Genomic DNA, 20,592 nt, shown 5'->3' on the forward strand with positions numbered 1-20,592 from the left:
CAAGTCCCCGGTTCTCGGCTATCATTCCGGCCAGGACGGTGGAGAGAAAACAACCATGGGTCTTCTGATCCATGCCCACATCGAGGTGACCGGGGACCCAGGGGCACTCAAGCGCTTCCGGGACCGCCTGGCGGGGCTGCTGGCCGAGGAAGGCATCGAAGGCGACATCCAGGAGCATTCCGGTGCGGACCGGTTGCGCTACGACCTCAAGGTGAGCGGCGGCCTCCCCTTTCCTCCCTTCGTCGCCGCCTCCCAGGAATCGCCCGACTTGCGCATCGCCGTGGAATGGTTCTCCGCCGCCGAGGCCACCCGCGGCAGCGCTGTCATCCAGGCCGGCAAGCTCCTGGAGCACACGGCGGGCCCGGCCGGCGGCGTGCCCCTCGTGGACGACCAGCCCCTCTACGTGCGCGTGGATCCCGGCGGGGCGCTGGTCCTCGCCCTCGCCCTGCTACCTTTGTCCCCGGACGCCTACCTCGGCTACGCTGTCACCGCGGACCGGGATGCCTTCTTTCGCCTCACGCGCCAAGGCGAGACGGCCCGGCTCCAGGCCACGGCGGGCGCCGAGCACCGGTGGAGCGAGGCCTGGACCATCGACCTCGGAAAAGAGCGCTACGAACACGAGACCCTCGATCCTTCCCTGCCCATCGAGGAACGGGAGCATCAGGCCTTGACTGCCCTGGCAGACGGCTTCGTGGCCCAATGGATCTGGTTTCGCGACTCCCCCGAAGAAGAAACGGTGCTGGAGAAAGAGCGCTATGCCCGGCTCAGCTATCCGGTGCGGGAGGCGAACGTGAAGAGCGGAAAGCTGCGCCTGCTGGAGGCGCGGCCGGGCGGGGTCCAGGTGGCGGACACCCTGGGCCCGGAACTCGGATGGATAGAGGAGGTGCTGAGCCAATGCTGGCTGGAAAACGGATCGGCGCCTGGGCGCTGATCGCCTGGTTCGCCGCGTCCGCCGCCTGGGGCGCCGCGGACTACGCCCGGGAGAAGAAGTGGGCCGACGAAATCCTGCCCGGGATCGTGGTGGGAGAGCCCGTGACCCTGACCGACGCCGGCGGACGCCGCTTCCTCGGCCTCTACACCGAAGCGAAGAACGCCAAAGGGGCGGTGGTGGTGGTCCACGGCATGGGGGTGCACCCCGATTGGGGGCTGGTGGGCGTGCTGCGCAGCCAGCTCGTCGACGCGGGCTATACCACCCTCTCGATCCAGATGCCGGTGCTGGCGGCGGAGGCCAGGCCCGAGGAGTACGAGAAGGTTTTTCCGGAGGCGGCCGAGCGGCTGGCGGCGGCGGTGGCCCACCTCAAGACGAAGGGCTACCGGAAAATCGCCCTCGTCTCCCACAGCCTGGGGGCGCGCATGAGCGGCTATTACCTGGTGAACCACGCGGACCCCCCGGTCGCCGCCTGGGTAGCCATCGGTCATTCCGGCCGGTTCAAGGAGCCGCAGAACTTGAAGATCCCGGTGCTGGATCTCTATGGGGAAGCAGACTTTCCCCAGGTGCTGGAGGCGGCGCCCCAGCGGGCGGCGGCCCTCAAGCGCCTTCCCGGCTCCGCCCAGGTGGCGGTGCAAGGGGCGGACCACTTCTTCAACGGCCAGGAAGGCGCCCTGGTCGCCCAGGTGCGCGCCTTTCTCGACCGGGCCTTGGCCGGTCCCCGTTAAGGCGGGCGACGGGACCGCGTCCGATGCGCCCAGGCGTTTCCCGAGGCGTGGCCCTCGGCTTCCTGGTGGTGCTCGCGATCCTGGTCGGGGGCGCCGTGGTCACCTTCGGCAATTCCGGCCGGCTGCTCCGCACCGGCGAATCGGTCACCCACACTCTGGTGTCCCTCGACCTGCTCAAGAACCTGCAAGCCGACCTGCTCGACGCCGAGACCGGGCAGCGGGGCTACCTGCTCACGGGCGAAGAGCGCTACCTGGAGCCCTACCATCGCGCTCTCCAGCGGCTGGAAGCGCCCCTGATCCGCTTGCGCGAGGAGATGGCCAACGACCCCGAGCAGTTGGAGCGCCTGGGGCGGCTCGAGGGGCTGGTGCGGGAAAAGATCCAGGAGCTGGAAGCGACCGTGGCGCTGCGCAAGGAGCAAGGCTTCGAAGCGGCGGTCCAGGTGGTGCGCACCGACCAGGGCAAGCGGCTCATGGACGAGATCCGGGCAGAGCTGACGGAGCTAGTCCGTCGCGAAGAGGAAGTGCTCGTGCGCTACGCCCATCGCCTGGAGCGGGATGCGTACCTCACCCTGGCCTCCTTCTCGGTGGCTTCGCTCCTGTCCGTGGTGCTGCTCGCCCTCACTTATCTGGGGGTGGCGCGGGAAATCAAGGTCCGGCGGGAGAGCGAAGCGGCGCTGCAGCGCTTGAACCGGGAGATGGCGCAGAACATCGCCAAGCTACAGGCCCGGACCGGTGAGATGCTGTCCCTCTCGGAGATGGGAAGCTACCTCCAGGCCTGCCTGTCGGCAGAGGACGCCGCAGCGGCCGCGGCCCGCTTCGCGGAAAAACTCTTTCCCGCGGGCGGCGGCGTCCTGTATCTCATGCATCCGTCGCGCAACTACCTGGAAGCGACCGCCCAGTGGGGCGGCCTCGAATGCCGGGAACCCACTCTGTCGCCAGAAGCGTGCTGGGGATTGCGGCGCGGCCAGCTCCACTTCACCGACAGCGCCGAGGCCGGGCTCGCATGCCCCCACGTCGAGGCCCGGCCCGAGGACCCGTTCTACTCCATCTGCGCTCCCCTGATCGCCCACGGGGATCTCTTGGGCCTCCTGCACCTGCGCTACCGCCGGTCCGAGGCAGAAAAGGGGGAGGAAGTCTTCTCGTCCTACCAGCGCATGCTGGTCAACACCGTGGCGGAGCAGGTGTGGCTCGCCATCGCCAACCTGAGGCTGCGGGACTCCCTGCAGCAGCAATCCATCCGGGATCCCCTCACCGGGCTCTACAACCGGCGCTTCCTGGAGGAAGTGCTGGAGCGGGAGCTCGCCCGAGCGCGGCGCCGGCAGGTGCCCCTCGCCCTCGTGATGGCGGACGTGGACCGTTTCAAAGGCTTCAACGATTCCTTCGGCCATGAAGCGGGGGACATGGTGTTGCAGAGCCTTGCCCGGCTGCTGAAATCCAGCCTTCGGGAAAGCGACGTGGTATGCCGCTACGGGGGCGAGGAATTCGTCTTGATCCTGCCCGAGACCACTGCGTCCAACGCTCGGGAGCGGGCCGAGGCGCTGCGCAGCGCGGTGCACGGTTTGCAACTACGCTACCGGGAGCAGCCCCTGGGACCCATCACCGTCTCCTTCGGCGTGGCGGCCTTTCCGGAGCACGGGGGCAATTCGAAAGCCCTGCTGGCGGCGGCGGACGCGGCGCTCTACGAAGCCAAACGCAGCGGCCGCGACCGGGTGGTGGCGGCGTAAGCCGACGCGAAGTTCCTCAAGCCGCCTGGGGCGGGGAGCCCGCGGCGGCCCGGGTAAGGCGGTCCAGCACCGCGTCCCATTCGGGCGCCGGCGGGGGCTTTTCCACCAGGATCACGCTGCAGCCCGCCCGGTCGAGCTGGCGCAGGTGGGCGTAGAGTTCCCGGGCGAATCCGGCCGGGTCCTCCGGGGCCTTGACCCAGACTAGGTGGGGGGCGTCCGGGGGCGGATCGGAGCGGGCCAGTACCGCCACCCGCTCGGTGGCCGACGTGCGCGTCGGGAGCCCCACCAGGGCCGACGAGTCCACTAGGGCGAGGGGGGTGGTGGGAGCATAGTGGGCGGGGAGCCGTCCGGGCGCCCGCGGCGACCCCGGCCCCGGCGCCTCCACGGTCATCCCGAGGGTCTCTTCCAGGGCTTCCCGGGTGACGTGACCGGGGCGCAACAAAGTGGGCCGCTCGCTGGAGCAATCCACGATGGTGGACTCGATGCCCACCGGGCAGGCGCCGCCGTCCAGGATGAGGTCCACCGCCCCGTCCAGCTCCGCCTCCACGTGCTGGGCGGTGGTGGGACTCAAGCGGCCGAAGCGGTTGGCCGAGGGGGCGGCGATGCCGCCGCCGAAAGCCTTGAGCAGCGCCTGGGCCACGGGGTGGGCGGGCACCCGCAGGCCCACGGTGTCCTGGCCCCCCGTCACCGCGTCGGGAACGCCGGGGCCGCGCCGCAGGATGAGGGTCAAAGGACCGGGCCAGAAGCGTTCCGCGAGCCGTCGCGCTCCCGCGGAAATCTCCACCGCCCAGGCGTCGAGCTGGGCCGCCTGCCCCAGGTGCACGATGACCGGATGGGTCTGGGGACGGCCCTTGGCGGCGAAGATCTTCCCCACTGCGTCCGGGTTGCGGGCGTCCGCCCCCAGGCCGTACACGGTCTCTGTGGGAAAGGCGACCAGTCCCCCCGCCCGCAGGATGTCCACCGCCCTGGCGATTTCCCGCTCCAGCATGGCCCCGAGTTTACCGCGGAAGGGTGGCGGGAAGATCCTTCTCGACGCATTTACCCTCAATCCGTCAACCGTCTGAGGGCCTCCTGGTACTTCTCGGCGGTCTTGGCCAGGATCTCGGGAGGCAGGGCCGGCGCCGGGGCCTTCTTGTCCCAGGGCTGGGCCTCCAGCCAGTCGCGCACGAACTGCTTGTCGAAGCTGGGAGGGCTTCCGCCCGGCCGGTACTGGTCTCGGGGCCAGAAGCGGGAGGAATCCGGAGTGAGGACTTCGTCGATCAGATGGAGTTCGTCGGCCCGGTCCAACCCGAACTCGAACTTGGTGTCGGCGATGATGATGCCCCGGGTTTCCGCGTAGCGGGCCGCCTCGGTGTAAAGGCGCAGCGCCACGGCACGCACCTGCTCCGCCCGCTCGCGCCCTACCAGGCGCGCCATTTCGTCGAAGCCGATGTTTTCGTCATGGGCTCCGGCCGGCGCCTTGGTGGCCGGGGTGAACAGAGGCTCGGGCAGTTTTTCCGCTTCCTGGAGCCCGGCGGGGAGCGGGATGCCGCACACCCGGCCCGTCGCCCGGTAATCCTTCCAGCCGGAACCGGCCAGGTAGCCCCGCACCACCGCCTCGATGGGCAGGGGCTTGAAGCGCCGCACCACGAAGGCCCGGCCCTCCACCTGGGGGCGTTCCTCGGGGGCGACCACCGAAGCCGGGTCGATGCCCGTCAGATGATGGGGAATGATGGGGGAGAGCTTCTCGAACCAGAACTTGGACAAAGCGGTGAGCACCCGCCCTTTGCCGGGCACGGGGGTGGGCAGCACCACGTCGAAGGCGGACAGCCGGTCGGTCTGAATCACCAACAGCTTGTCCTCCCCCACCGCGTAGAGGTCCCGCACCTTGCCCCGGTGCAGGAAGGGCAGGCTCCTGATCCTGGACTCGAAAAGCGGGGGGGCAGGCTCATACATGGTTCGTTTTCCTGGGGAAATTCAGGCCCGGGCCGCCTGGGCCGGGACGCAGGCCTGCTCGAGCCGCTCCTTGATGGCCAGCGCCGTGGAAAGCGCTGCTTCGACCGAATCCGCGAGCACCGTGTAATGGCCCATTTTGCGCCGCGGCCGCGCCTCACGCTTGCCGTACAGGTGGAGCTTTGCCCGCGGGTGCTCGAGCACCAGACGCCAGTCGGGCTCGCCGTGGGCCCACAGGTCGCCGAGCAGGTTCACCATCACCGCGGGGCAGTGCAGCCCCGGGTCCCCCAAGGGCAGTCCCGCCAGCACCCGCACTTGCTGCTCGAACTGGGAAGTGACGCAGGCGTCCAGGGTGTAATGGCCGCTATTGTGGGGTCGCGGAGCGATTTCGTTGACCAGCAGCCGTCCGTCCCCCAGCACAAACATCTCCACGCACAGCACCCCGCGATAGTCCAAGGCCTGGGCGACGGCGACCGCGACGCTCCTTGCCTGTTCCGCGAGCGTCTCCGGCACCCGGGCCGGTACGATCGAGACGTCGAGAATGCCGTGACGGTGCTGGTTCTCCGTCACCGTAAAGGTCACCACTTGGCCGGCGAAATCCCGGGCCACCACCACCGACACTTCCGTCGCCAGGGGCAGGCGCCTCTCCAGCACGCAGGGCTCGCCCCCCAGGTTGCGCCAGGCTTCCAGGGCTTCCGCCGGGCTCCCCACGGACGCCTGACCCTTGCCGTCGTAGCCGAAGCGGCTCACCTTGAGGATGCCGGGATAGAGGCCGGCCGCGCCGGGGCTCGCCAGCTCGGCGCCCTCCCGCACCACGACGAAGGGGGCCACCGGAAAGCCCGCCCCGGAGAGGAATTCCTTTTCGTGGATCCGGTCCTGGGCCACCGCCACGCTCTCGGCGGTAGGGCTCACCACGCAGTGCCGGGCAAGGAAGCTCAAGGCTTCCGCGGGCACGTTCTCGAACTCGGTGGTGGCGGCGGCGCAGGAGCGGGCGAGCCGGGCGAGCCCCGCGGGATCGGCGTAATCGGCGCGAATGTGCTCGTCGGCCACATCCCCCGCCGGGCTGTGCAATCCGGGATCCAGCACCGCCACCCGGTAGCCCATCCTCTGGGCCGCCATGGTAAACATGCGGCCCAGTTGTCCCCCGCCGAGCAGCCCCAGCGTCGCACCTGGTGGAATCATGGTACCGGCAGTTTCATCTGACGCACCGCTTCCTTCAGCTGCTCCCGATGCTGGGCGAGCCGCATCTTCACGCTCTCGTCGCGGGTGGCGACGATGGCAGCAGCGAACAACCCCGCGTTGGCCGCGCCCGCCTCGCCAATGGCGAAGGTGGCGACCGGCACGCCCCTGGGCATCTGCACGATGGAAAGCAGCGAATCCAGCCCCTGGAGGTGCCGGGAAGGCACCGGCACCCCGAGCACGGGCAGGGTGGTCTTGGCGGCGAGCATACCGGGCAGATGGGCTGCCCCGCCCGCGCCGGCAATGAGGCACACGAGCCCGCGCTCGGCTGCGGTGGCCGCGTAGTCAAACATGTCGTCCGGGGTCCGATGGGCGGAGACGACCCGCGCCTCGAAGGGCACGCCCAGCGCTTCCAGCATCCGGGCGGCGTGCTGCATCACCTCCCAGTCGCTCTGGCTGCCCATCACCACCCCGACCAAGGGTCGATCCATCGCCGCTGGCCTGGAAAAAGGCGACATTATACCCGCCGCCGCCCCCCAGGGAGAGCAAGATCATGCCCCAAGGGACGCGGAACAAGCGCAAAAGCAAAGGCCGCGGCGAAAACGCTCTTCGCCCTCGCCGGGATTGTTTCCCCTGCGCCTGCAGCGCCCCCGGCGGCGAGTCACGGAGATCGCCTGGCGCCCCTCAGGCGAACGCCGGTTCCCGGTGGTAGCCGACGATGCGCGCCACCTCGTTCTTCGAGCCCAGGATCACCGGCACCCGCTGGTGCAACTCGGTGGGCCGCAGGTCCAGGATACGCTCATAGCCGGTGGAGGCCAGACCCCCGGCCTGCTCGACGATGAAGGCCATGGGATTGGCCTCGTACAGCAGCCTCAGACGTCCGGGCTTCGACGGGTCCTTGGTGTCGCGGGGGTACATGAACACGCCGCCCCGCATGAGGATCCGGTGCACGTCAGCCACCATGGAGGCGATCCAGCGCATGTTGAAGTTGACGCCCCGGGGCCCGGTGGTGCCGGCCAGACATTCGTCGACGTAGCGCTTGACCGGCGGCTCCCAGAACCGTTCGTTGGAGGCGTTGATGGCGAACTCCCGGGTATCGGCGGGGATGGTGATCTTGGGATGGGTCAGGATGAACTCGCCCACTTCCCGGTCCAGGGTGAACCCGTTCACGCCGTGACCGCTGGTCAGCACCATCATGGTGGCCGGTCCGTAGATGGCGTAGCCGGCGCACACCTGCCGGACGCCGGGCTGGAGGAAGTGTTCAAGCCGTAGCTCGACCGCCCCCGGGGGGAGCCTCAGGATGGAAAAGATCGTCCCCACCGACACGTTGACGTCGATATTGCTGGATCCGTCCAAGGGATCGAACACCAGCAAGTACTTGCCGCGCGGATAGCGCGCCGGAATGGGGTAGATCTCCTCCAGCTCCTCGGAGGCCATCGCCGCCAGATGCCCGGCCCACTCGTTGGAGCGCAGCATCACCTCGTTGGCGATCACGTCCAGCTTCTTCTGGGTCTCCCCTTGCGCGTTCTGCACGCCCGCCTCGCCCAACGCGCCCACCAAGGCCCCTTTGTTCACCGCGTTGGCGATCACCTTACAAGCGGTGACGATATCGTTCAGCAGCCCGGTGAAGTCTCCCGAGCCGCCGACCTGGCGTTGCTCCTCGATCATGAACTGGGTGAGGGTGGTCTTCTCGTTCAACATGGCATGCTCCGTGGATTGGCGTGGAATCCGCGCCCGCGCCCCTCAAGGCTCCAGCTCGAAGTCGATGGTGAGCCGATCGGCGGCGTGGGGCCGGAAACGCCGGTCGGCGTAGGCCACGTGCTCCGGATGCCGGGCATAAGTGTCGACCACCGCGCGCGAGGCAAACCGCACCAGCCAGACCCGTTGGTAGCGGGCGTGCGGGGTGAGCGCCCGGCCCGCGTCCACGCGCCGCACGCCCGGCACCCGCGCGAGCCGTTCCCGTCCCTCGGCGATCCAACCCTCCATTTCCTCGGGCGACAGGTCGTTCGGATTGAAGACGACCACGTGCGCCACCTCCCGCCAGGGGCGGCAGGCGGCGAGCGCCGCTTCAGCGCGCCCGGCACTGCCGAACACGGTGTTCACCCGTGCCACCTCTGCCTGGACGGCCCGGCGCACGCCGGCGATGAGCCGGGTATAACCCGCCTTGGGGTCCTGCGCTGCCGCTTCCCGGACCGCCGCCGCGGCGGCGTCCGAAAGAGCCGTGTAGTAATTGATCTTGGCCACGCCGTTTTCGATGAGCCGTCGGAACTCGCCGTCTTCCAGGCCGGTCCCGCCATGGATGACCAGCGGAATCCCCAGGGCCGAGTTGATGCGGGCCAGGCGCTCGAAATCGAGCCGGGGCCGACCCCGCAGACGGCCGTGGACGGTGCCGACCGAAACCGCGAGGCAATCCACACCGGTCTGTTCGACGAACAGGCGCGCTTCTTCCGGGGAAGTGTAGACCGGCTCGCCCGGATGTTTTTCCGCGTCTTCGCCTTCGACGCCGGCCACGTAGCCGAGCTCCCCCTCCACCGGCACGCCGCAGGCGTGGGCAAATTCCACGACTTCGCGGGTGCGGGCCACGTTGTCGGCGAACGGCAAGTGTGAGGCGTCCACCATCACCGCATTGGCCCCCAGCCGGATCGCCCGCTCGACCGATTCCAGGCCCGAGCCGTGGTCCAGATGGATGGCCACCGGCACCGCGGCCCGGCGGGCCGCCGCCACTACCGCCGGCATCAAGGTATCGAAGTCATAGTGCTCGAAGTGGGATTCGGCCAGGGACAGGATCACCGGGGCACGGGTGGCTTCGGCCCCCGAGAGCGCCGCTTCCAGGAACTCGAGACCCACCAGATCGAAGGCGCCCACCGCGTAGCGGTGGCGGTAGGCGTGGGCAAGCAGGTCTGAGAAGTGGACGAGGGGCATGGACTCAACTCCTCGCAGAAAACGCAGCCGGCGCCTTTCCACCCGTCCGTACCGTGGATCGTCCAAAAGAAAAGACCCTTCCGCGGAAGCGGTAAGGGTCTAAGTCCAACGGACGTGCGCAGTGGTACAACGAACCGTCAGAGTGGAGGAAAGCCGTCCCCTGCGCCCAGAGCGCTGGCTTCATCTCCCAGAGCGCGCGGGTAAGCCATTTGTCACTATAGCGGCGCCAGCGTCCCGACAACAAATCGATCTTCTTATCGTTACGATAAGACATCTTTACCGCCGCCCTTCAGCGCCTCGGCGTGCCAGGCCCGCAGCAAGCCGGGATCCGCCCAGCGTTTGCCATGGGCGCTGCCGCGCAGCACCCGGAAGGGCCGTTCCGGCTCGCCGAAGCCGCTGACGACCGCCACCGCGCCAACGAAGTCCTGGCCCAGCGTGTAGTCGTTGACCACGATCAGGGTCGCGAGCCCCGCCTGCAGGCTCGAGCGCAGCCCGTTCTCGGAATCTTCCACCGCCAGGCACGCCTGGGGGCTCAGCCCGAGCCGGTCCAGCACCCAGGCATAGATGTCGGGCGCTGGCTTCTTGGCCCCCACCACGTCCCCAGCGCCGATCACCTCGAACCAGGCCGGGCCCGCCGGCCCCAGGTTCGCTTCCAGGAGGGCCTGGACGTTGTCCGGCGTCGTGGTGGTGGCGATGGCGAGGCGCAGTCCCTCGGCCCGCAACGCTTCCAGCAGCGGTCTCACGCCAGGGCGGAAGGCAATGCGCCCTTGCGCCACCAGATCCGTATAGATGCGGGTCTTGCGCCGGTGCAGCGCTTGCACCAGCTCCGCGAAGTCGGCACGCCGGGCCGTCCCGGGATCGAAGCGCTCGGCGTAGTGGCGTATGCGCTCCTTGCCGCCGGTGACCGACAGTAGCCGGCCGTAGAGCACCGCGTCCCAGTGCCAGGCGAGCCCCGCCTCGGCGAAAGCGGCGTTGAACGCCACCCGGTGCCCGTCCCGCTCGGTGTCGGCCAGGGTGCCGTCCACGTCGAAGATGACCGCCTCCAGTGCCATGGCGATTCGGGCTGAAACGGGCCGCCGGGCGCCGCGCTCACTGTTCGGAGGCAGGCGCGTCCTCGCGGAAGATCCGGCTCTGCAGCAGGTCCGTCGGCTCGATGGTCATGATCTGCTCCCGCGTCAGAGGCTTGCCGCGGCTGGCGAACAGGCGGTTCGCCTGCCGCAGCCGCGCCCGGTCCAGGGCATTGCGGATGGAGCGGGCGTTGGCGAAATGGGGCAATCCCATGCGCCGCCGGATATAGTCCTTGAACACCTCTTCGGCCTCGGGACTCAAGCGGTAGTTCTGTTGCGCCAGCATGAGCTTGCCGATCGCCAACAGCTCCTCGGGCGCGTAGTCCGGAAAATCGATGTGGTGGGCGATGCGGGAGCGCATGCCCGGATTGCTCTGGAAGAAACGATCCATCTTGTCCTTATAGCCGGCGAGGATCACTACCAGGTCGTCGCGCTGGTTCTCCATCACCTGGAGCAGGATCTCGATGGCCTCCTGGCCGTAGTCGCGCTCGTTCTCGGGGCGGTAGAGGTAGTAGGCCTCGTCGATGAACAGGACCCCGCCCATGGCTTTTTTCAGCACTTCCTTGGTCTTGGGGGCGGTATGGCCGATGTACTGGCCCACCAGGTCATCCCGCGTCACCGCCACCAGGTGGCCCTGGCGCACGTAGCCGAGACGGTGCAGGATGTCGGCCATGCGCAGCGCCACGGTGGTCTTTCCGGTGCCCGGATTGCCGGTGAAGGACATGTGCAGCGTAGGGGTCTCGGAGGTCAGATGGAGCTTGCGCCGCACCCGGTCCACCAGCAGCAGGGCCGCGATCTCGCGGATGCGCGTCTTCACCGGCGCGAGCCCCACCAGCTCCCGGTCGAGCTGGTCGAGGACCTCCTGGACGTTGGAGGCCCGGAATTCCGCCTCCAGGTCCACGGCGGCCTCGGGAGCGGCGGGGTAAGGCAGGGGTTCGCTGCTCATCAACGTGCCTCCGTGAGGGTCATGGCGTGTTCAGGCGGGTAGCACCAACCCGCTCTCGACCTCGTTCCGCTTGTCGCGACCGGCGAGCTTCTCGACCAGCGCAAGCGCGAATGGGATGGACGTGCCCGGACCGCGCGAAGTGATCACGGTACCGTCTTCGACCACCGCCTCCTCGCGGTAACGCACGCGGTCGATGGCGACCTGGTCCTTGAACTTCGGGTTGCTCGTCGCCTGCTTGCCGTCGAGGTGGCCGTAGGCCGCGAGGATCGACGGCGCGGCGCAGATCGCGGCGAGGTAACGGCCCTTCGATCGGAACCGCTCGAGCAGCTCGCGGACGCGGGCGTCCTCGCGCAGGTGCGCGACACCCGGCATGCCGCCAGGCAGCACGATCATGTCGAAGTCCTCGTTCATGACCGCATCGAGCGTCTCGTCCGGATGGAGCACGGTGTGGCGCGAGCCCTTCACCGGCCCCGCGCCCAGACCCGCAACCACGACCTGGATCCCGGCGCGACGCAGGATGTCGATCACTGCGACCGCTTCCAGCTCCTCGAAGCCATCCGCCAAAGGGATCAGAACACGTGCCATGCCTCGTTCACCTCGTTTGACTGCGCGTGACGCACGGCCAAGGGCGGCGGGCACCATGCCCGCCGCTTTGGGTTAGCGGTAGCGCTCGCCCTTGGCCTTGTCGGTGGCGTAGGAATGGATGGTGTAGCGGATCGTACGCCCTTGGGCCTCCTGGCGCCAAAGATGGAAACCCGGTTCCTCCTTGGGCCGCTGCACGATGAAGGACAGGCGCGGCGTCTCCCAGCCCCGGGTGGAGTCGTAGGCCGTCACCCGGATGTAGTGGTCGGGGTAGGCCTTGCGGCAGGCGTTGACCTCGTACATGATGCCCGCAGGGTCCTTGAGGTCGAACATGGGGATGCCCCACATCTCCCAGTAGGTATTGCGCGGGTGGGGGTCATCAGTGAATTCCACGTTGATCGCCCAGCCCTGCCTGAGGGAATACTCGATCTGTTTCTTGATCTGCTCGTCGGTAAGGTCGGGCAGGAAGGAAAAAGTGCCTTGGGTCAGTCTCATGGCTGCTCCTCGATTCAGGCGACGGGGGTCTCCAACGGCACGAAGTCCGGCGTGTCTGTGGAGGCGTAGTTGAAGGTGATGTCCTTCCACACGTCTAGCGCGGCCCGCAGGGGCTGGCACCATTTGGCCGCCTGCTCCAGGATCTGGGGGCCTTCTTCCCAGATGTTGCGGCCTTCGTTGCGCGCCAGCACCATGGCCTCCAGCGCCACCCGGTTCGCGGTGGCTCCGGCGGCGATGCCCATGGGATGGCCGATGGTGCCGCCGCCGAACTGCAGCACCACGTCCTCCCCCAGGTAGGTGAGGAGCTGGTGCATCTGCCCGGCGTGGATGCCGCCGGAGGCGACCGGCATCACCTTGCGCAAGCCCGCCCAGTCCTGCTCGAAGAAGATGCCGCGGGGCAGATCCACCGTGTTGCGGGGCTCGCGCAGCACGTTGTAGATGCCCTGCACGGTGTTGGGGTCGCCTTCCAGCTTGCCCACCACGGTGCCGGCGTGGATATGGTCCACACCGGCCATGCGCATCCACTTGGCGATCACGCGGAAAGAGATGCCGTGGTTCTTTTGGCGCGTGTAGGTGCCATGACCGGCTCGGTGCAGGTGCAGGATCATATCGTTCTTGCGCGCCCACTTGGCCATGGACTGGATGGCGGTGTAGCCGATCACCAGGTCGATCATGATGATGACCGAACCCAGCTCCTTGGCGAATTCCGCCCGCTCGTACATGTCCTCCATGGTGGCCGCGGTGACGTTCAGATAGTGGCCTTTCACCTCGCCGGTCTCGGCCGCGGCCCGGTTGACCGCCTCCATGCAGTAGAGGAAGCGGTCGCGCCAGTGCATGAACGGCTGGGAGTTGATATTTTCGTCGTCCTTGGTGAAGTCCAGGCCCCCGCGCAGCGCTTCGTACACCACCCGTCCGTAGTTGCGCCCCGACAACCCCAGCTTGGGCTTGACGGTGGCGCCGAGCAGGGGTCGGCCGAACTTGTCTAGCCGCTCCCGCTCCACTACGATCCCGGTGGGCGGCCCATCGAAGGTCTTAACGTAAGCGACGGGGATGCGCATGTCCTCCAACCGCAAGGCCTTCACCGCCTTGAACCCGAACACGTTGCCGATGATGGAAGCGGTCAGGTTGGCGATGGAGCCCGGCTCGAAAAGGTCCAGGTCATAGGCGATATAGGCAAAATATTCGCCCGGGCGGTTGGGCACGGGATCGACCCGGTAGGCCTTGGCCCGGTACATCTCGCAAGCCGTGAGCCGGTCGGTCCACACCACGGTCCAGGTGGCGGTGGAGGACTCGCCCGCCACCGCCGCAGCGGCCTCTTCCGGCTCGACTCCTTCCTGGGGCGTGACGCGGAACAGGGCGATAACGTCGGTGTCCTTGGGCTGGTAATCGGGCTCCCAGTAGCCCATGACCTTGTAGGGGATGACCCCCGCTTTGTAGCGTTCCTTCGGATCTGTGATAGTGCCCATGGTCGGTCTCCCTCTCGGGCTGAACGTGAAAGATGGAAAAAGTGTAGCCCTGGCAAACTATAAGCGAAACTTGTATTTTTTAATTGTAATGATAAGCTGAAGCTTAGTTTCCACGAGGCGGAGCTCGCCATGCTGCATGTGACCCTGCGCCAATTGCGGGTGTTCGAATCGGTCGCCCGGCACCTGTCCTTTTCCCGAGCGGCGGAGGAACTGTTTCTTTCCCAGCCGGCGGTGTCCATGCAGATCAAGCAGCTCGAAAACCAGGTGGGGCTACCCCTCTTCGAGCAAATCGGCAAGAAGATCTACCTCACTGAAGCAGGCAAGGAGATCTACCACTACAGCCGGGCCGTCGCCCAGCAGCTCTCGGACATGGAGCACGCACTGAACGAGTTGAAGGGCCTGGAGCGCGGGCGCCTGGCCATCGCGGTGGTGTCCACGGCCAATTTCTTCGCGCCCCAGCTCCTCGCCCGCTTCGTGCAGCAGCACCCCGGCGTCCAGGTGAGTCTCTCCGTGGTGAACCGGGAGACGGTGCTGCGGCAACTGGCGGAGAACGAGATCGATCTGGCCATCATGGGACTGCCGCCGGAAGGGCTAGACGTGCGCTGGCAGCCGTTCATGGAAAACCCCCTGGTGGTAATCGCGCCCCCCAGCCATCCCCTCACCAAGGAAAAGCGCATCCCCATGAAGCGGCTCGCCGAGGAGGTGTTCGTCATCCGCGAGCCCGGCTCGGGTACCCGGGGCGCTATGGAGCGCTTTTTCGCCGAGCACCGGGTGCAGCTCAAGACCAGCATGCAAATGGGCACCAACGAGGCGATCAAGCAAGCGGTGCAGGCCGGGATGGGGCTGGGTGTGGTGTCCTACCACACCATCGAGCTGGAGCTGGAGACCAAGCGGCTCAAGGTGCTGGACGTGGTGGGCTTTCCGATCCGGCGCAACTGGTACCTGGTGCACCGGCAGCAGAAGCGCCTGTCCAAGGTGGCCGAGGCGTTCCGCGAGTTCCTGCTCAAGCAGGCCGAGCGCCTAATGCAGAGCAAGGCGCCGGAGAAGGTCCACGCCTGAAGGGTGCCAGCGAGCGGCGATTTCCGTCGCCCTGGAGCAGCCGTTCGGGCAACAGGTGGGTGAAGGCGGCCGGGCGGCCGCCTTTCCGGTGCAAAAATCACCCCATGGAGCGGGAGCGAGGCTTCAGCGCACCACCTGCTTCAACTCACCTTTGGCGTACATCCGGGCCATGGCATCCAGGGGAATCGGGTCGATGCGGGAGGCCTGGCCCGCGGTGCCGAAGGCCTCGAAGCGCGCTTTGCAGATCTCCTTCGCCGCGAGCATCGCTTCCTTAAGGAACTTGCGGATGTCGAACTCGCTCTTGTTCTTGGCCAGGGAGCGACGCATGGCGCCGGTCATGGCAAGACGGATGTCGGTGTCGATGTTCACCTTGCGCACCCCATGGCGGATGCCTTCCTGGATTTCCTCCACCGGCACGCCGTAGGTTTCCTTCATCTCGCCGCCGTACTCCCGGATCACCTGCAGCCACTCCTGGGGCACGCTGCTGGAGCCATGCATCACCAGGTGGGTATTGGGGATGCGGCGGTGGATCTCCTTGATCCGGTCCATGGCCAGGATGTCGCCGGTGGGAGGCCGCGAGAACTTGTAGGCCCCATGGGAGGTGCCGATGGCCACCGCCAGGGCGTCCACCTGGGTCTCCCGCACGAACTCGGCCGCCTGCTCCGGGTCGGTGAGGAGCATGTCGTGGGTGAGGGCCCCTTCCGCGCCCGACCCGTCTTCCTTGCCGGCGGTCATGGTCTCCAGCGACCCCAGGCAGCCGAGCTCGCCCTCCACCGATACGCCCACCCAGTGGGCCATTTCCACCACCCGGCGCGTGACCTCCACGTTGTACTCGTAGGAGGCGGGCGTCTTCATGTCCTCCTTGAGGGAGCCGTCCATCATGACGCTGGTAAATCCCGAGCGGATCGAGGCCTGGCACACGGCGGGGCTCGCACCGTGGTCCTGGTGCAGCACCACCGGGATGTGGGGATACTGCTCCACCGCGGCCAGCACCATGTGGCGCAGGAATGCCTCCCCCGCGTACTTACGGGCCCCGGCGGAAGCCTGCATGATCACGGGGCTGTCGGTCTCGTCGGCGGCCTGCATGATGGCCTGGATCTGCTCCAGGTTGTTGATGTTGAACGCCGGCACGCCGTAGCCGTGTTCCGCGGCGTGGTCGAGAAGCTGGCGCAGTGCGATCAGAGCCATGGCAACCTCCTATTGTGTGGGAAACGAGATGCCCTCAGGCCTTCCTGCGCCGCGGCCTCGCCGCGGCCTGGGTAAGGCCCTGGGTGATTCGATACTCGCCCACGCGCACGACCTTTAGCGTATTGGTATGTCCGGCGAGGCCCACCGCCTCGCCGATGGTCAAAACGATCAAATCGCCTTCCCGCACCGCGCCGCGCCGCAGCAGTTCGTCCTCCGCCGCCCGCAGGGTCTCCTCCCGGTCGTGGGAGGGGGGATTGAAGCGGATCGGATGCACGCCCGAGAACAGGGCCATCTTGCGCCTGGTCTCCACCACGGGAGTCAGGCCGTAGATCGGCACCCCCGAGTTCATGCGGGACATCCACAGAGCGGTAGAGCCGGACTGGGTGAGCGCCCCGATAGCCTTGGCCTTGAGGTGATAGGCGGTGAAGAGGGCCGCCATGGCGATGGACTGGTCGATGCGGGTGAACACCTGGTCCATGAAGTCCCGGTCCAGGTGGATTTCCATCTGTTTTTCCGCCTCGACGCACACCCGGCTCATGGTTTCCACCGTCTCCACCGGATACTGGCCCACGGCCGTCTCGGCGGAGAGCATCACCGCATCCGTGCCGTCCAACACGGCGTTGGCCACGTCGGACACCTCGGCCCGGGTGGGCACGGGGTTGGAGACCATGGACTCCATCATCTGGGTGGCGGTGATCGCCAGGCGGTTGCGGGCACGGGCCATTTTGATCATGCGCTTCTGCAGCGCCGGCACCACCGCGTCGCCGATTTCCACCGCGAGATCCCCCCGCGCCACCATGATGGCGTCGGATTCGTCCAGGATCTCGGGCAGAGCGTCGATCGCCTCGGCCCGCTCGATCTTGGCCACCAGGAGGGACTTGCCGCCCGCTTCGTGCAGTAGCTCCCGGGCCGCCCGCATGTCCTGGCCCGACCGGGGGAACGAGACCGCCAGGTAATCGGCCTTGAGCGCCACCGCGGTCTTCAAGTCCTCCACATCCTTCTCTGTAAGCGCCGGCGCCGTGAGACCACCGCCGCGGCGGTTGATGCCCTTGTTGTTGGACAGCACCCCCCCAGCGATCACCCGGGTGTAGATTTCGGGGCCCTTGACCCTCTCCACTTCGAGCACGATGCGCCCGTCGTCCAAAAGCAGGATCGCGCCCTTGGACACATCGTTGGGAAGCTCCTTGTAGTCGAGCCCGACCCGCTCTTCGTTGCCCAGCTTGCACTCGGCGTCCAGAATGAAAGTCTGGCCCGGCACCAGGGTGACTTTGCCCCGCTCGAACTTGCCGATGCGGATCTTGGGGCCCTGCAGATCCGCGAGGATGGCCACGGTGCGGCCGGCGCTGCGGGCAAGGGAGCGCACCAGCTCGGCGCGCTTGACGTGCTCCTCCACGGTACCGTGGGAAAAGTTCATGCGCACCACATCCACCCCCGCATCGATCATGCGCTCCAGCACTTTGGGATCGCTCGAAGCAGGTCCCAACGTGGCGACAATCTTGGTGCGGCGTAGCATATGCGGTTCCATCGGATGGGTTGGAAGCCTTAAAGTTTACTCCCATAGCCCATATGATGGAACCGCGTTTCATTATCCGGAAGCGCGTTGCTCGAGAATTTCGACCGCCGGCAGCTTCTTTCCCTCAAGAAACTCCAGGAACGCTCCGCCCCCTGTGGAAATATAGGAGATCTTGTCCCCGACCCCGTATTTGGCGATGGCCGCCAGGGTGTCCCCGCCTCCGGCGATGGAAAAGGCCGAAGACCCGGCGATGGCCAGGGCCAGCCGTCGGGTGCCTTCCCCAAACGGGTCGTACTCGAAAACCCCCAGGGGGCCGTTCCACACCACCGTGCCCGCCTGGCGGACGAAGGCCTCCAGGGCGGTCGCGGACTGGGGCCCGATATCCAGGATCAGGTCGTCGTCGGCCACGTCCTTCGTGGCCTTAAGCTCTGCTTTTGCTTTCGGCGATAGCTCTTTGGCGCACACCACGTCGATAGGGATGGGCACCCCGCCGCCCCGCTCCTCCATAAGCCGCATGATTTCCCTGGCTTCATCCACCAGCTCAGGTTCCGCCAAGGATTTGCCGATTTTCCCCCCAGCCGCCAGGATGAAGGTGTTGGCGATGCCGCCCCCTACGATGAGCTGGTCCACCCGCAGCGCCAGGTTCTTGAGGATGGTGAGCTTGGTGGAGACCTTGGAGCCGCCCACGATGGCCACCAGGGGCCGCCTCGGGTTCTCCAAGGCCTTGCCCAGGGCCTCCAGTTCCGCCGCCAGGAGGGGCCCAGCGCAGGCCACCCGGGCGTACTTGGCGATCCCATGGGTGGTGGCCTCGGCCCGGTGGGCCGTGCCGAAGGCGTCGTTCACGTAGACGTCGCACAGGGCCGCCATCTTCTGGGCGAGGGCGTCGTCGTTTTTCTTCTCGCCTTTGTTGACGCGGCAGTTCTCCAGCATCACCACCTCGCCGGGCTTCACTTCTATCCCGTCCACCCAGTCCCGGATCAGGGGGATCTTCCGTCCCAGCAGCGCCGAGAGGCGCTCGGCCACCGGGGCGAGGGAGTCCTCGGGCTTGAGCTCCCCTTCGGTGGGACGCCCGAGATGGGAGGTCACCATCACCGCCGCCCCTTGCTCCAGGGCGTAGCGGATGGCGGGCAGAGACGCGCGGATGCGGGTGTCGTCGGTGATGCGGCCCGCGTCGTCCATGGGGACGTTCAGGTCGGCGCGGATGAACACCCGCTTGCCCCGGAGATCCACATCGGTCATCTTCAGCACCGCCATGGCGCGCCTCCCGCAACGAGGGTGGATCGCCCTCCGAACCCGCTCATCTCGCGTTCATCCAGGCCACGGTGGTATCCAGCATCCGGTTGGAGAAGCCCTGGGCGGTTGTGGCTCCGGCCGCTCGCCTTCCCTCGCTTCACGGCGCTTCGCGCCGTGAGCCTTCGCCCCAACGCCCGGGGCTTGCCTGCGCACCCGCTCACTTGGCGCTCATCCATGCGACCGTGGTGTCCAGCATCCGGTTGGAGAAGCCCCACTCGTTGTCATACCAGGCCAGGGCTTTGACGAAGGTGCCGCCTGTCACCTTGGTGAGGGTCGCATCGTAGATGCTGGAGGCCGGGTCGTGGTTGAAGTCCATGGACACTAGAGGCTCGTCGCAGACCTTGAGGATGCCCTTGAGCTCGTTCTGGGCCGCAACCTTCATCGCCTGGTCGATCTCCTCCTTGCTGGTGGGCCGCGCCACCACGCAGGAAAGGTCCACCAGAGAGACGTTGACCGTGGGCACGCGAATGGCGAATCCGTCCAGCTTGCCGGCGAGCTCCGGCAGCACCAGGCCCACGGCGGCGGCGGCGCCGGTCTTGGTGGGGATCTGGGACATAGTGGCCGAGCGGGCGCGCCGCAGGTCCTTGTGGTACACGTCGATCAGCACCTGGTCGTTGGTGTAAGAGTGGATGGTGGTCATCAGGCCATGGACCACGCCGATTTTCTCGTGCAGCACCTTCGCGAGCGGCGCCAGGCAGTTGGTGGTGCAGGAGGCGTTAGAGATCACGGTGTGGCTCGCCTTGAGCACGCTGTGGTTCACACCGTAGACCACCGTGGCGTCCACGTCCTTTTCCCCGGGCGCGGAGATGATGACCTTCTTCGCCCCCGCGGCGAGATGAGCGGAGGCCTTCTCCTTGCTGGTGAAAAGCCCGGTGCATTCGTGCACCACATCCACGTTCAACTCCTTCCAGGGCAGGTCTGCGGGGTTCCTCACGGAGAGCACGCGGATCCGGTCCCCGTTCACCACCATGGCGTCCCCGTCCACCTTGACCTCGCCCGGGAACTTGCCGTGCACCGTGTCATAGCGGGTGAGGTGAGCGTTGGTCTTGGCGTCGCCCAGGTCGTTCACCGCCACGATCTGGATGTCTTTGCGGCCGGACTCGTACAGGGCGCGCAGGATGTTGCGGCCGATGCGGCCGTAGCCGTTGATGGCGACTCGGATAGGCATGGAGATTCTCCCCTGGCTGAAGCGAAAATTTTTATTTTAACGCAGCAAGGCGCCAGCTACGCCGGCGCCCCTTAGCCTTCGGCAAAATGTTCGAAGACCCATCTATCGCCGTCCCGGCCCTCTCTCCCATGGGGAGAGATGGGACTGAGGTGAGCCTGCGCTGAAACTCAAGCGCCGCGCCCGCGCGATCGCACCCGGCACCGCCTTCGCTCATAGCACCGACTTCACAGCCTTCACCACGTTTTAGCTCCGGCCTCACCTTGGCCTCCCGGCAAAGGTGAGCCTGCGCTGAAACTCAAGCGCCGCGCCCGCGCGATCGCACCCGGCACCGCCTTCGCTCATAGCACCGACTTCACAGCCTTCACCACGTTTTAGCTCCGGCCTCACCTTGGCCTCCCGGCA

At 67.0% G+C, this 20,592-nt stretch carries 19 protein-coding genes; 4 read left to right on the forward strand and 15 right to left on the reverse strand.

Translation table 11 applies throughout. The annotated features are described in order from the left end of the window. Positions 1 to 55 precede the first annotated feature (55 nt). From ACUVYZ_RS03090 to ACUVYZ_RS03100, 3 genes are read left to right on the forward strand one after another with little or no spacing between them, the layout of a single operon-like run. On the forward strand, positions 56 to 931 hold the full coding sequence (locus tag ACUVYZ_RS03090) for a hypothetical protein (RefSeq protein WP_439932975.1): 876 nt from the start codon (positions 56 to 58) through the stop codon (positions 929 to 931). After that, complete coding sequence (locus ACUVYZ_RS03095; RefSeq protein ID WP_439932976.1) at positions 895 to 1,656, forward strand: DUF3530 family protein; 762 nt, start codon at positions 895 to 897, stop codon at positions 1,654 to 1,656. Before ACUVYZ_RS03090 ends, ACUVYZ_RS03095 begins: the two co-directional genes overlap by 37 nt. Positions 1,657 to 1,703: 47 nt before the next feature. Then, positions 1,704 to 3,380, forward strand: coding sequence for a diguanylate cyclase (locus ACUVYZ_RS03100; protein ID WP_439932977.1), 1,677 nt, complete (start codon positions 1,704 to 1,706; stop codon positions 3,378 to 3,380). Between the two features lie 16 nt (positions 3,381 to 3,396). On the opposite strand, the gene ACUVYZ_RS03105 is transcribed toward ACUVYZ_RS03100, so the two are convergent. The 11 genes from ACUVYZ_RS03105 to ACUVYZ_RS03155 all read right to left on the reverse strand — a co-directional run bounded on the left by ACUVYZ_RS03105 (position 3,397) and on the right by ACUVYZ_RS03155 (position 13,969). Then, positions 3,397 to 4,368 (reverse strand): L-threonylcarbamoyladenylate synthase, encoded by a 972-nt coding sequence (locus tag ACUVYZ_RS03105; RefSeq protein WP_439932978.1) that lies wholly within the window; start codon positions 4,366 to 4,368, stop codon positions 3,397 to 3,399. 56 nt (positions 4,369 to 4,424) lie between these two features. Beyond that, positions 4,425 to 5,315, reverse strand: a complete 891-nt coding sequence (locus ACUVYZ_RS03110; RefSeq protein ID WP_439932979.1) for a phosphoribosylaminoimidazolesuccinocarboxamide synthase — start codon at positions 5,313 to 5,315, stop codon at positions 4,425 to 4,427. Positions 5,316 to 5,336: 21 nt separating this feature from the next. Next, a complete protein-coding gene (locus ACUVYZ_RS03115; protein ID WP_439932980.1) occupies positions 5,337 to 6,494 on the reverse strand; it encodes a 5-(carboxyamino)imidazole ribonucleotide synthase in 1,158 nt (385 codons plus the stop codon). After that, positions 6,491 to 6,982, reverse strand: a complete 492-nt coding sequence (gene purE, locus ACUVYZ_RS03120) for a 5-(carboxyamino)imidazole ribonucleotide mutase (protein WP_439932981.1) — start codon at positions 6,980 to 6,982, stop codon at positions 6,491 to 6,493. The genes ACUVYZ_RS03115 and purE overlap by 4 nt, the downstream gene beginning before the upstream one ends. A gap of 193 nt (positions 6,983 to 7,175) precedes the next feature. After that, positions 7,176 to 8,189 (reverse strand): class 1 fructose-bisphosphatase, encoded by a 1,014-nt coding sequence (locus tag ACUVYZ_RS03125; RefSeq protein WP_439933095.1) that lies wholly within the window; start codon positions 8,187 to 8,189, stop codon positions 7,176 to 7,178. Positions 8,190 to 8,234: 45 nt separating this feature from the next. Then, the gene (locus tag ACUVYZ_RS03130) at positions 8,235 to 9,413 is read right to left on the reverse strand and encodes a ketose-bisphosphate aldolase (RefSeq protein ID WP_439932982.1); all 1,179 of its coding nucleotides are present in this window, start codon (positions 9,411 to 9,413) and stop codon (positions 8,235 to 8,237) included. A 260-nt stretch (positions 9,414 to 9,673) separates the two neighbouring features. Continuing rightward, positions 9,674 to 10,465, reverse strand: a complete 792-nt coding sequence (locus ACUVYZ_RS03135; RefSeq protein WP_439932983.1) for an HAD family hydrolase — start codon at positions 10,463 to 10,465, stop codon at positions 9,674 to 9,676. A gap of 37 nt (positions 10,466 to 10,502) precedes the next feature. Further along, complete coding sequence (gene cbbX, locus ACUVYZ_RS03140; RefSeq protein ID WP_439932984.1) at positions 10,503 to 11,426, reverse strand: CbbX protein; 924 nt, start codon at positions 11,424 to 11,426, stop codon at positions 10,503 to 10,505. Between the two features lie 30 nt (positions 11,427 to 11,456). After that, positions 11,457 to 12,011 (reverse strand): DJ-1 family glyoxalase III, encoded by a 555-nt coding sequence (locus ACUVYZ_RS03145; RefSeq protein ID WP_147798461.1) that lies wholly within the window; start codon positions 12,009 to 12,011, stop codon positions 11,457 to 11,459. Between the two features lie 72 nt (positions 12,012 to 12,083). Then, positions 12,084 to 12,503: a ribulose bisphosphate carboxylase small subunit gene (locus ACUVYZ_RS03150; protein ID WP_439932985.1), complete on the reverse strand. Its 420-nt coding sequence runs from the start codon at positions 12,501 to 12,503 to the stop codon at positions 12,084 to 12,086. Positions 12,504 to 12,517: 14 nt separating this feature from the next. Continuing rightward, positions 12,518 to 13,969, reverse strand: a complete 1,452-nt coding sequence (locus ACUVYZ_RS03155; protein ID WP_439932986.1) for a form I ribulose bisphosphate carboxylase large subunit — start codon at positions 13,967 to 13,969, stop codon at positions 12,518 to 12,520. A gap of 129 nt (positions 13,970 to 14,098) precedes the next feature. On the opposite strand from ACUVYZ_RS03155, the gene ACUVYZ_RS03160 reads away from it, so the two are divergent. Further along, positions 14,099 to 15,028: a LysR family transcriptional regulator gene (locus ACUVYZ_RS03160; protein WP_439932987.1), complete on the forward strand. Its 930-nt coding sequence runs from the start codon at positions 14,099 to 14,101 to the stop codon at positions 15,026 to 15,028. Positions 15,029 to 15,151: 123 nt separating this feature from the next. Here the strand turns inward: ACUVYZ_RS03160 and fba are convergent, their stop codons facing one another. The 4 genes from fba to gap form a co-directional block, all read right to left on the reverse strand. Next, positions 15,152 to 16,216, reverse strand: a complete 1,065-nt coding sequence (gene fba / locus ACUVYZ_RS03165; RefSeq protein ID WP_439932988.1) for a class II fructose-bisphosphate aldolase — start codon at positions 16,214 to 16,216, stop codon at positions 15,152 to 15,154. A 34-nt stretch (positions 16,217 to 16,250) separates the two neighbouring features. After that, entirely contained in the window at positions 16,251 to 17,729 is a 1,479-nt protein-coding gene (gene pyk, locus ACUVYZ_RS03170; RefSeq protein ID WP_439932989.1) for a pyruvate kinase, read from the reverse strand. A 72-nt stretch (positions 17,730 to 17,801) separates the two neighbouring features. Next, on the reverse strand, positions 17,802 to 18,983 hold the full coding sequence (locus ACUVYZ_RS03175) for a phosphoglycerate kinase (RefSeq protein WP_439932990.1): 1,182 nt from the start codon (positions 18,981 to 18,983) through the stop codon (positions 17,802 to 17,804). Between the two features lie 196 nt (positions 18,984 to 19,179). After that, the gene (gene gap, locus ACUVYZ_RS03180; protein ID WP_439932991.1) at positions 19,180 to 20,190 is read right to left on the reverse strand and encodes a type I glyceraldehyde-3-phosphate dehydrogenase; all 1,011 of its coding nucleotides are present in this window, start codon (positions 20,188 to 20,190) and stop codon (positions 19,180 to 19,182) included. Positions 20,191 to 20,592: the final 402 nt, after the last annotated feature.

It is taken from the genome of Pelomicrobium sp. P1 (assembly GCF_052805615.1).

What these genes read in the sequence shown, in the direction of transcription:
- ACUVYZ_RS03090 (WP_439932975.1), top strand. Translation starts at nt 56, where the DNA reads ATGGGTCTTCTGATCCATGCCCACATCGAGGTGACCGGGGACCCAGGG.
- ACUVYZ_RS03095 (WP_439932976.1), top strand. Translation starts at nt 895, where the DNA reads ATGCTGGCTGGAAAACGGATCGGCGCCTGGGCGCTGATCGCCTGGTTC.
- ACUVYZ_RS03105 (WP_439932978.1), bottom strand. Translation starts at nt 4,368, where the DNA reads ATGCTGGAGCGGGAAATCGCCAGGGCGGTGGACATCCTGCGGGCGGGG.
- ACUVYZ_RS03110 (WP_439932979.1), bottom strand. Translation starts at nt 5,315, where the DNA reads ATGTATGAGCCTGCCCCCCCGCTTTTCGAGTCCAGGATCAGGAGCCTG.
- ACUVYZ_RS03115 (WP_439932980.1), bottom strand. Translation starts at nt 6,494, where the DNA reads ATGATTCCACCAGGTGCGACGCTGGGGCTGCTCGGCGGGGGACAACTG.
- purE (WP_439932981.1), bottom strand. Translation starts at nt 6,982, where the DNA reads ATGGATCGACCCTTGGTCGGGGTGGTGATGGGCAGCCAGAGCGACTGG.
- ACUVYZ_RS03130 (WP_439932982.1), bottom strand. Translation starts at nt 9,413, where the DNA reads ATGCCCCTCGTCCACTTCTCAGACCTGCTTGCCCACGCCTACCGCCAC.
- ACUVYZ_RS03135 (WP_439932983.1), bottom strand. Translation starts at nt 10,465, where the DNA reads ATGGCACTGGAGGCGGTCATCTTCGACGTGGACGGCACCCTGGCCGAC.
- cbbX (WP_439932984.1), bottom strand. Translation starts at nt 11,426, where the DNA reads ATGAGCAGCGAACCCCTGCCTTACCCCGCCGCTCCCGAGGCCGCCGTG.
- ACUVYZ_RS03145 (WP_147798461.1), bottom strand. Translation starts at nt 12,011, where the DNA reads ATGGCACGTGTTCTGATCCCTTTGGCGGATGGCTTCGAGGAGCTGGAA.
- ACUVYZ_RS03150 (WP_439932985.1), bottom strand. Translation starts at nt 12,503, where the DNA reads ATGAGACTGACCCAAGGCACTTTTTCCTTCCTGCCCGACCTTACCGAC.
- ACUVYZ_RS03155 (WP_439932986.1), bottom strand. Translation starts at nt 13,969, where the DNA reads ATGGGCACTATCACAGATCCGAAGGAACGCTACAAAGCGGGGGTCATC.
- ACUVYZ_RS03160 (WP_439932987.1), top strand. Translation starts at nt 14,099, where the DNA reads ATGCTGCATGTGACCCTGCGCCAATTGCGGGTGTTCGAATCGGTCGCC.
- fba (WP_439932988.1), bottom strand. Translation starts at nt 16,216, where the DNA reads ATGGCTCTGATCGCACTGCGCCAGCTTCTCGACCACGCCGCGGAACAC.
- pyk (WP_439932989.1), bottom strand. Translation starts at nt 17,729, where the DNA reads ATGCTACGCCGCACCAAGATTGTCGCCACGTTGGGACCTGCTTCGAGC.
- ACUVYZ_RS03175 (WP_439932990.1), bottom strand. Translation starts at nt 18,983, where the DNA reads ATGGCGGTGCTGAAGATGACCGATGTGGATCTCCGGGGCAAGCGGGTG.
- gap (WP_439932991.1), bottom strand. Translation starts at nt 20,190, where the DNA reads ATGCCTATCCGAGTCGCCATCAACGGCTACGGCCGCATCGGCCGCAAC.